A 6,066-nucleotide genomic window follows, 5' to 3' on the forward strand; every position below is an offset into this window, starting at 1 on the left:
GCCCCTACCCGCCCGTAGCCCAGGCAAGCGCACCGCGCGCACCCGGGGTCACGCCACCCACCAGACCGTCATCCCAGCGAACGCTGGGATCCAGCCTCCGGCTCTTTTCTACGCAAACGGGCGCGCCCCGCCCACTCGGCCCTCGACGCCTCATCTCGGCGCCGTATCAACGTAGGATGGGTAGCGCGAAGCAAAACCCATCACCGGCCGGAAGCGTCGTGGATCCCGTTGCCGGCAGACCCGCAGGGCGCAATAACCAACGGGCATTGCGCCGAACGAAGTCCGATCGCAATGCGCATGGTCTCCCGAGCCCTGCCACCTCCGTCGACCACGCACGTCCCGCACGCACCCGGGACCGCGCACCCCCAACAAGCCGCCATCTCCCCAGCCGTCATCCCAGCGAACGCTGGGATCCAGCCTTCCGCTTTTTCTCCATCTCCCCACGACGACCGGACCCGCCATTTGACCGCCGCCCGCCCCCGCGTGCGAGGATGCCGGTTCGATCACTCCGGCCCCGGCCCGCACGACATGGACGACCCCAACGCCAGCCCCGATTTCATCGAAGTCTTCCCCGACGCCCTGTCCGCCGAGCAATGCGCCGCCGTCGTGGCGCGCTTCCAGGACAGCGGCGCCGACGGCCCGGGCCTGGTCGGCGGCGGGCACCGCCCCGAGCTCAAGGACAGCCGCGACATCACCCTGGCCGGCAAGCCCGAATGGCAGGACGTCGAAGGCCTGCTCAACACCGCCGTGTTCAAGGGCCTGATGGCTTACCTGCGCCGCCATCCCTACACCCTGATCGCCCCGTTGATGCTCGAGGTCGGCGGCGAGGACGGCGCCCGCCATCGCCTGACCGCCGAACGCCTTCGCGCGATGCCGGACGAAGGCCTCGCCGGCGTGGTGCAGACCGTCATGCGACCCGGTGCGATCAACCTGCAACGCTACACCGGCGGCCGCGGCGGCTACCCCTACTGGCATTGCGAACTCTTCCCCCGCGACGCCCGCGGCGAGACCTTGCATCGCCACCTGCTGTGGACGATCTACCTCAACGACGGCTTCGAGGAAGGCGAGACCGAGTTCCTGCACCAGCAGCGCAAGATCGCCCCGCGCACCGGCAGCCTCCTCATTGCCCCGGCCGCCTTCACCCACACCCACCGCGGCAACCGCCCCCTGGGCGGCGACAAGTTCATCGCCACCAGCTGGGTCCTGTTCCAGCGCGCCGAAACCCTCTACGGCGGCGGCGCCGGCCGCACCGACTGAGCCCACCCCGTACCGGCGACGTCCCCCCACCTTTGAGTAGCACGGCGATTTGGAGTCCAATCCCAAAGCAGAAGGAGATTGGACGTGAAGAAGCGCTTTACCGAAGAGCAGATCATTGGCTTCCTGCGTGAAGCCGAGGCCGGGCTGCCGGTCAAAGAGTTGTGCCGCCGACATGGCTTCAGCGAAGCCTCCTACTACCTGTGGCGCAGCAAATTCGGCGGCATGAGCGTGCCCGACGCCAAGCGCCTGAAGGAGCTGGAGGCCGAGAACACCCGGCTGAAGAAGCTGCTGGCCGAGCAGATGTTCGAGAACGACGTGATCAAGGATGCCTTGCGAAAAAAGTGGTGACCGCGCCGGCGCGCAGGACGCTGGTGCGGCATCTGGTGGGCAAGGGACTGAGCGAGCGTCGGGCGCTGGCGGCGGTGCGCATGAGTGCCAGTGCGCTGCGCTATGTCCCACGTCCCGATCGCAACATCGAGCTGCGTGGGCGGATCCTGGCGCTGGCGCAGCGGTACAAGCGTTACGGCGTCGGGATGATCCACCTCAAGCTCGGGCAGGCGGGAGAACTCGTGAACTACAAGCGTGTGGAGCGGCTGTATCGGGAGGCAAAGCTGCAGGTGCGGCGGCGCAGGCGCAAGAAGGTGCCGGTGGGCGAGCGGCAGCCGCTGCTGCGGCCGGTCCGGGCCAACGAGGTCTGGTCGATGGACTTCGTGTTCGACCGCACTGCCGAAGGCCGGGTGATCAAGTGCCTGACCATCGTCGACGACGCCACTCACGAGGCCGTTGCCATCGAGGTCGAGCGGGCGATCTCGGGCCAAGGCGTCACGCGCGTCCTGGACCGTCTCGCGCTCAGCCGTGGCCTGCCACGGGTCATCCGGACCGACAATGGCAAGGAATTTTGCGGGAAGGCCATGGTGACCTGGGCGTACGAGCGGGGTGTGCAACTGCGGCTGATTCAACCTGGCAAGCCGAACCAGAACGCCTACGTCGAGTCGTTCAACGGCCGCCTGCGCGACGAATGCTTGAACGAACACTGGTTCACCCACCTGGTGCATGTCCGCACGATCACCGAGACCTGGCGCAGGGAATACAACGAGGAGCGACCGAAGAAGGCACTCGGTGGACTGACGCCTGCCGAGTACGCGAAACGACTGGCCGGCGAACCGGCTACCATCACCCCCGGACTCTAAACCGCACCGCTACTGAAAGCGGGGGGACGTCGCTCCGTCCCCTTTGATCTCCTACCTCCCGGCGCGCTCCAATCCTAAAGACGCCTGGGGATTGACCCGGCAGTCTTGGACTTTCCGAACACGAGCCCCTCTGACATGCCCGGACGCGCTCGGCTGGAACTGCCCAGAACAGGACGTGAGGAGACTTAATTACCTCTGCCCCCTTTGATCCGGCGGGCATCATTGACACCAATTCACGCCAGAGGCTCAGAGTCCTATCGACATTTCTGATTCCTTCTTAGTCGGGTAGAACACTTTTTTTCTCTCAAGCTCAAAAAAAAGCGTGCCATGAATGCCTTCGACAATCTTTTTGTCAACAGGATGCCTCCATAGCTCGTTCAAGACGCTTGTTGCGTGTTGTTCGCCAACGCGAGCAACAAAGTCATCAACGAACTCAACATCCTGTGTTTCGCCAGGAAAGATTTCACGAAAGCCATCCACGCTGATCGCAAAAACATCATAGGTGCAGTTATCTGCTCCATCGATTACTTGGATGTTAGGCATCAGCGGCCACCTCGTGTACGTCCGCCCGGATACACATTGATATACCCGCCGCCCGGCCTTTGAACGTCCCAATGAGGACCGCCGTGCGCGCCTGATCCTGGCCCGGTTGGCACCCACACATTGCCCTTCTTGTCTGGCCATCCGTAGCCACGGCCATTCGGACTCTTCACTTTCTTCCCATCCCAATTTTTCGGGCATTCGTACCCATCATCCGTGCCAGGCATACCAGGGGCCTGAGCACCATCACTACTTTCATTCATCTGCCCGCATGTGCCTGGGCCATTCGGACACGTCCCTGAAGCCAAGGGCGATGGATACAGCAATCCTCCTACAAGCGTGGCTCGCGTCCCGACTGCAACCAGAAACTCGCCAACCGCTCCGAAACCAGGGAACGTTGTATACCAAGGGAGTGTGGCCGCTCCCGACAACCCGTATGGGTCGATCCAACTATTCGGATTCCCCCCAACATAGGCATAAGTATTCAACCCACCCCCCAGCCCAATGGGATCGCTCTGCACATACCGCCCGATACTGGCGTCGTAATCCCGGAACCCGTTCTGCCACAAGCCACTCTCGTCATCGTAGTACTGCCCCGGGAAGCCGATGTTAAGCCCGTTCAGGTTATCTAGCATCACCTCGCGATCGAAGGCGTAGTTGTTGGCCCTCCATACGGTCGCTTTGGCTGCGTTGGTCACGAGCTCGGGGCGGCCCAGGTGATCGGTGTGGATCGAGTACAGTCCTGCGCCCTGCGCCAGTGCGACCGGCTCACCGTTGGGTAGGCGCAGGTAGGTTTTCCAGCCGCTCCCGTTCCAGTTGTACTCCGCGGCCAGCATGCCATCCGGCCCGTAGATGAAGCCCGTGTTGTTGGGGGAGCCTTTGCTCTTGTAGGTGCGTTGTCCTAGTGCATTCACCCAGTAGTACGTTGTCGCACTGCCCTTGGTCACCTGACTCAGCCGGTTGAAGGCGTCGTAGCCGTACGTCGCATCACCGTTGGCGGTCACGTTGCCGTTGGCATCCAAGGCGAACGCCTTGGCCCGATTGCCGGTGACCGCCTGGAGCCGGTTGCTGTTGGTTGCCGTGGAGTAACCGTCTGTTTGCCCTCCCCAGGTATGGCTGGTGCGGTTGCCGTTGGCATCGTAGGCAAAGCCCTGGTTCGCGCCCGAGGCGGTGATCGCGGTGAGTCGAGAAGCGTCATCGTACGCGAACTGCTGGCTCAGACTGGACGTGACTGCGTTGGTGATGCCCGTGATCTCATTGGCATCGTTATACCCGTAGGTAAGGCTCTGGCGGACGTCATTGGTGCCGTTCACGGTGCTCAGGCCAATCAGCCGTCCATCCAGGTCGTAGCTATGGGTCCGGGTAAGGCCGTTTCCGTAGGTCCAGCCGGTTACGCCACCGAAAGGCTGGTACGTCAGGTCGCTGAGCACAGTGCGGGTCGTACCGCTGACCACGGCGGTCATGCCGGTCAGTTGCCCGCCCTGGTAGCTGAAGCCGACAGCAACGTTGCTGGGATAGTCGATCCGGGTCAGCCGGCCCAAGTTGTCGTAGGTGTAGCTCTGGCTGAAGTCGATCGCGCTGGTTCCCAGTGTCTGGTTCTGTTCCAGCAACCAACCTTGTGGGCTGTAGGCGTACGTAAGGGTCCCGTGGTTGCTGGCGTCTGTCACGGAGCACAAGCGTCCCTTGCCATTGCTGCAACTGTCATATCCAAAGCTGTGGGTCTGGCCTTGGGCGGTGATCCCCGTGACCCGCCCCAGCCCGTCGTGGCTGTACGTGGTGACGATCCCATCCGCACGGGTCATGGACGTGCGCAGGCCGGTTGCGCTGTAGGAGAAACTCGTGACGCCTGTGTCCGGGCTGCTCTGTTGCCACAGCTGGCCAAAACCATCGTAGATATAGGCCGTCGTGTTGTTCTTCGGATCCTTGACGCTGGTCAACCGATCGCCGTCGTCATAAGTGAAATGCGTCGTCTGGTTGAGCGCGTTCGTGCTCGTTATGACGCGATCCAGCGCGTCGTACGTGAGGATCGTAGAGCGCTCCTCCCCGTCCGTCACGGACGTGAGGTTGCTGTTGAGATCGTAGGTATAGGACACCAGCTGGCCGTCAGCGCCCTGCTCGGCGATCAGACGCCCCATTTCATCGTAGGTGAAGCTGCGTTCGTACACGACTTCCGTGCCGGCGAAGGCAGGGGTCGCGATGACGACTGACACGGTCATTGCCAGCAGGGTGCGATGTAGTCGGCGGAGAATGACCGTTCCTTTTCGTTTCACGGTCGTTCGATCGGCGTAATGGAGCTCTTCCGGCTTCTTGTTCTCGTGGTCCATCACGACTCCTCCTCAATTGGATTCACCGCATCGGGCTCTGGACAAACCCCTTCGTGACACGGGCCTCCGCCTCCGATGTCCACGACTTGAACGCGTCTGACGCCAGAGAATGGGCCGCATCCGCCCGCATTGCATGCCCTTACGCGGTAGTCGTAACTCCCGTCAAAGTTGTGGCTGCGTGTTACTGACCTGGCGGAGCTGTTGTAAACCGTAGTCCAGCCCGCTCCGTTGAATCCCATCTGAAGTTCGTACGCGGTCGCCGTACTGACGGCTGTCCAGCTCACCGTGAAGTTGGTCGCGGTATCCGCGCTGGTAGGCGCAGTGAGTGTCGGCGCTGAACTGGGCGGGAATGTCACGACCGTGGTGTCGGTGGCCGAGTAGCCGCTGCAGCCCCCCGCGTTGCAGGCGCGTGCCCGATAGTCGTAGGTGCCGTTCGTGAGCCCCGATACGGCTTTGCTCAATCCGGTTCCGCTGTAGATCTGACTCCAGCTGCCCCCGTTCTTGCGTTGCTCCAGGCGATACTCAGTCGCGGTGCTGACACTGCTCCAACTCACGCTATATGCGCCATTGTTGTCTGCTGCAGGTGTACTGACAGTGGGCCCATCCGGTGGGTGCGTTACCACGGTGGTGTCGATGTTCGAATAGCCGCTGCAACCGCCCTCGTTGCACGCCCGGACCCGGTACTCGTAGCTGCCATTGGTCAGCCCCGACACTGACTTGCTGGTTCCTGCTGCGTTATGGATGGTGCTCCAGCT

The 6,066-nt window shown here is 62.5% G+C and carries 5 protein-coding genes; 2 read left to right on the plus strand and 3 right to left on the minus strand.

Features of this window, described 5'->3' with window-relative positions; translation table 11 throughout:
* Positions 1 to 528: 528 nt before the first annotated feature.
* Both FKV25_RS16030 and FKV25_RS16035 read left to right on the plus strand, forming a co-directional pair.
* Positions 529 to 1,257, plus strand: a complete 729-nt coding sequence (locus FKV25_RS16030; protein ID WP_141519793.1) for a 2OG-Fe(II) oxygenase — start codon at positions 529 to 531, stop codon at positions 1,255 to 1,257.
* Between the two features lie 84 nt (positions 1,258 to 1,341).
* Positions 1,342 to 2,447, plus strand: a protein-coding gene (locus FKV25_RS16035) for an IS3 family transposase (RefSeq protein WP_141519794.1) whose coding sequence is annotated in 2 segments (ribosomal slippage) — positions 1,342 to 1,600 and positions 1,600 to 2,447 — 1,107 coding nt in all. Because the reading frame shifts where the segments join, the coding sequence is not laid out codon by codon here.
* A 246-nt stretch (positions 2,448 to 2,693) separates the two neighbouring features.
* Here the strand turns inward: FKV25_RS16035 and FKV25_RS16040 are convergent.
* From FKV25_RS16040 to FKV25_RS16050, 3 genes are all read right to left on the minus strand, one after another.
* Positions 2,694 to 2,990, minus strand: coding sequence for a hypothetical protein (locus FKV25_RS16040; protein WP_141519795.1), 297 nt, complete (start codon positions 2,988 to 2,990; stop codon positions 2,694 to 2,696).
* Positions 2,990 to 5,311, minus strand: a complete 2,322-nt coding sequence (locus FKV25_RS16045; protein ID WP_141519796.1) for an RHS repeat-associated core domain-containing protein — start codon at positions 5,309 to 5,311, stop codon at positions 2,990 to 2,992. The genes FKV25_RS16040 and FKV25_RS16045 overlap by 1 nt, the downstream gene beginning before the upstream one ends.
* On the minus strand, positions 5,311 to 6,066 hold a 756-nt coding region (locus FKV25_RS16050), incomplete at its 5' end, for a chitinase N-terminal domain-containing protein (protein WP_141519797.1). The genes FKV25_RS16050 and FKV25_RS16045, both read right to left, overlap by 1 nt.

The organism is Marilutibacter aestuarii (assembly GCF_006546775.1).
In the GTDB taxonomy this organism is placed as follows: Bacteria; Pseudomonadota; Gammaproteobacteria; order Xanthomonadales; family Xanthomonadaceae; genus Marilutibacter; species Marilutibacter aestuarii.